Annotated in this window: 4 protein-coding genes; 2 read left to right on the top strand and 2 right to left on the bottom strand. The window is 72.3% G+C overall.

Features of this window, described 5'->3' with window-relative positions; genetic code table 11:
- Positions 1 to 72: 72 nt before the first annotated feature.
- Positions 73 to 453, bottom strand: a complete 381-nt coding sequence (locus tag CCN39_RS45195; RefSeq protein WP_086853050.1) for a DoxX family protein — start codon at positions 451 to 453, stop codon at positions 73 to 75.
- Positions 454 to 518: 65 nt separating this feature from the next.
- On the bottom strand, positions 519 to 1,271 hold the full coding sequence (locus CCN39_RS45190) for a GntR family transcriptional regulator (RefSeq protein WP_086853048.1): 753 nt from the start codon (positions 1,269 to 1,271) through the stop codon (positions 519 to 521).
- An 80-nt stretch (positions 1,272 to 1,351) separates the two neighbouring features.
- On the opposite strand from CCN39_RS45190, the gene CCN39_RS45185 reads away from it, so the two are divergent.
- Together CCN39_RS45185 and CCN39_RS45180 are read left to right on the top strand one after the other, a co-directional pair.
- Positions 1,352 to 2,569 carry an APC family permease gene (locus tag CCN39_RS45185; RefSeq protein WP_208630662.1) on the top strand — a complete coding sequence of 406 codons (1,218 nt, stop codon included), beginning with the start codon at positions 1,352 to 1,354 and terminating at the stop codon, positions 2,567 to 2,569.
- A 125-nt stretch (positions 2,570 to 2,694) separates the two neighbouring features.
- A partial coding sequence (locus CCN39_RS45180) for a S1 family peptidase (protein WP_086853044.1) occupies positions 2,695 to 3,240 on the top strand: 546 nt, incomplete at its 3' end.

Raw genomic sequence — 3,240 nt, 5'->3', positions numbered from 1 at the left:
GCGCCCAGCAGTTTCACCGTGGTACGCATACCTGCCAGACGGAACGGACCCGCGCCGGGGTTGCACCGGCCCTCAGAGACGTCCCGCGGCGACGAACACGCACACCGCCAGCAGCGCGACGTTGACCCCGACGTTCCGCCACTCGGCCGGCTTGCGCTGCACGATCGCCAGCCTGCTGTGCATCGCCATCGCCCCCACCATCACCACGGCCAGCCCGACGGCGGCCCAGCCGGTCAGGACCGGCGCGATGCCCAGCAGCAGCGGCAGGATCAGGCCCACCGCGGCGAGGATCTCGCAGACGGCGGCGAACCGGACCACCGGCAGCGGGTACGCCGCCGCTCCGGTCTGGCCGGTTTCGAGCATCCGCTGCTGCGACATCGCCGACTTGAACGCGCCCGACACGGCGAAGACCACGGCCAGCAGGATCTGTCCGGTCCACAGTGCGATGTTCATTTCGTTCCTCCCAGTCCGGTGTTGGCTGCGAGAGGAACGAGGGCGCCGCGCGAAACGTGACCGCCTCAGCCGCCGGAGCTTCCGAGCCGCGTCGTGAAGCTCAGCCGGTCGCCGCGGTAGAGCGACCGCACCCGCTCGAACGGCACCCCGTCCGGGCCCCACGAGACGCGGTGGGTCAGCAGCATCGGCAGCGCCGGGTTCGTCCCGATCAGCAACGCCTCGCGCGGGGTGGCCAGCACCGTCTCGACCCGCTCCTCCGCCCCCGCGGTCTCCACGCCGAGCTGCTCGCTCAACGGCTGCTCCGGGGTGAACACCTCGAGCAGGTCCGGGCACCGCGACGCCGGGAGATATGTCGACTCGAGCCCGACGCGCTCGTCGCCGGCCAGCAGGACCCGCTCCAGGTGGAACACCTCGGCGTCCGACGTCACCTGCAGGTCGGCCGCCAGCGCGCGCCCGGCCGGGCGCCGCTCCAGGGTGATCGCGCTGCGGCCCGGCCGGATGCCCGGCCGCCGCCCCGCCGGGGCCAGCGGCTGGACGAGCTTCGGGCCGGCGATGTACGTGCCGCTCCCCTGGCGGCGGCTGAGCCTGCCCTCGAGCACCAGTTCCGCGACCGCTTGCCGTACGGTCGCCCTCGACACTTCGAACCGTTCGCACAATTCCCGTTCCGTGGGCAGCAGTGCACCTTCGCCGAGTTCCGCGATCACCGCCAGCAGTTCGACCTTGACCGCGTAGTACCGCGGGACACGGCCGTGTTCGGGAATCCCGTCGAGGACGGGACCGTCGGCGGACAGGCGGGAATGGCGCGAAGGGGCAGGCACGGAATCGACCCTATTCGGTTTCCCGTGCGCCGTGGTTCGCTGTGGCACGTAACACGGCAGAAACCTGGAGGATCACCCGGATGCCCCCGACTTCCCTCAACCGCAGGCTCGGCCTGGCCGACGCCGTTTTCCTGGGCCTGGGCTCGATGATCGGGGCCGGCGTGTTCGCCGCGTTCGCCCCGGCGGCGCGGGCCGCGGGGGCCGGATTGCTCATCGCACTGGTCCTTGCGGCCGTCGTCGCCTACTGCAATGCGACGTCTTCGGCGCGGCTCGCCGCGATTTATCCGGAATCCGGCGGCACCTACGTTTACGGCCGGGAAAGGCTCGGTGAATTCTGGGGCTACCTGGCCGGCTGGGGATTCGTCACCGGGAAGACGGCCAGCTGCGCCGCGATGACGCTGACCGTCGTCGCCTACGCCGCACCCGGGCTCGGGCAGCCGTGGCGAAGCCTGCTCGCCGTCGCGGTGGTCGCCGCGCTCACCGCCGTCAACTACTTCGGCGTGCACCGGTCGGCGCTCGCCACCCGGGTGATCGTGTCGTGCACCCTGCTCGTGCTCACCGCCGCGGCCGTGACGATGGCCGCGGGGCCGTCCGGCGGCGGCCCCCTCATCGCTTGGCCGTCCGGCGGAGGCGTGCTCGAAGCGGCCGGGCTGCTCTTCTTCGCCTTCGCCGGGTACGCGCGGCTCGCCACGCTCGGCGAGGAGGTCCGCGACCCGGCCCGCACCATCCCCCGGGCCATCCCGCTCGCCCTCGGCATCACCCTCGTCGTCTACGCCGCGCTGGCGGTCCTGCTGCTCGTCCGGCTCGGCCCGGCCGCCCTCGCCGCGAGCCCGGACCCGATCGCCGCGGCCGTCCCGGGGTGGCTCGCCCCGGTCGTGCGCGTGGGCGCGGCGATCGCGGCACTCGGTTCGCTGCTCGCGCTCATCCTCGGCGTCTCGCGCACGACGCTGGCGATGAGCCGCGACGGCCACCTCCCCCGCTTCCTCGCCGCCGTGCACCCGCGCTACCAGGTGCCGCACCGGGCCGAGCTCGCCGTCGGGCTCGTCGTCGCCGTGCTCGCCGCGTCGATCGACCTGCGCGCCGCGATCGGCTTCTCGTCCTTCGCCGTCCTGACGTACTACGCCGTCGCCAACGCCGCCGCGTTCACGCTGAGCGGGAAGGCGCGGCCGATCGCCGTGCTCGGGCTGGCCGGGTGCGTGGTGCTGGCCTTCAGCCTGCCGCTGCCGTCGGTGCTCGCGGGCTGCGCCGCGTTGGTGCTGGGCGGTCTGGCCTACGGCGTTCGCCGGGTCCGCCGGTGAGAAATCACCCAACCGCCCGAAAGATCCGAAGAAAGTCGGTTGTCCCGGTCTGCGACCACCTGGTGTAGTCGTGGGGCCGCTTTCGGCAATGGCTTCCACTGTGGACACTGGAAGGACTGATCCCCTTGGCCCCCAAGCGCTGGTTCACCCTGCTCAGAAACGCCACCGTAACACTCGCCGCGGCCGCCGCGGCCGCGTCGTTCGCCACCCCGGCGATCGCCACCGCCGCCGAGCCGCCCTCCACCAACGTGGTCGGCGGGACGCGGGCCGCCCAGGGCGAGTTCCCGTTCATGGTCCGGCTTTCCATGGGCTGCGGCGGGGCGCTCTACACCAAGCAGATCGTCCTGACCGCGGCGCACTGCGTCAGCCGGACCGGGTCCAACACCTCGATCACGGCGACCGTCGGCGTCGTCGACCTGCAGAGCACCAGCGCGCAGAAGATCAAGTCCACCTACGTCTACCGGTCCCCGACGTACGGCACCTCGACCGGCGGCGACTGGGCGCTGATCAAGCTCGCCAGCCCGGTCAGCGGCCTGTCCACCATGCCCATCGCGACGACCACGGCGTACAACTCGGGCACGTTCACGGTGGCGGGCTGGGGCGCGGCGACCGAGGGTGGTGCGCAGCAGCGCTACCTGCTCAAGGCGACCGTTCCGTTCGTCGCCGACTCG

Source organism: Amycolatopsis kentuckyensis (assembly GCF_002155975.1).
Taxonomy (GTDB): domain Bacteria; phylum Actinomycetota; class Actinomycetes; order Mycobacteriales; family Pseudonocardiaceae; genus Amycolatopsis; species Amycolatopsis kentuckyensis.
The sequence above is the reverse complement of the archived record's forward strand: the minus strand, read 5'-3'. Positions and strand labels throughout refer to the sequence as shown.

Coding starts and splice junctions, on each gene's coding strand:
- CCN39_RS45185 (WP_208630662.1), top strand. CDS start 1,352: ATGCCCCCGACTTCCCTCAACCGCAGGCTCGGCCTGGCCGACGCCGTT.
- CCN39_RS45195 (WP_086853050.1), bottom strand. CDS start 453: ATGAACATCGCACTGTGGACCGGACAGATCCTGCTGGCCGTGGTCTTC.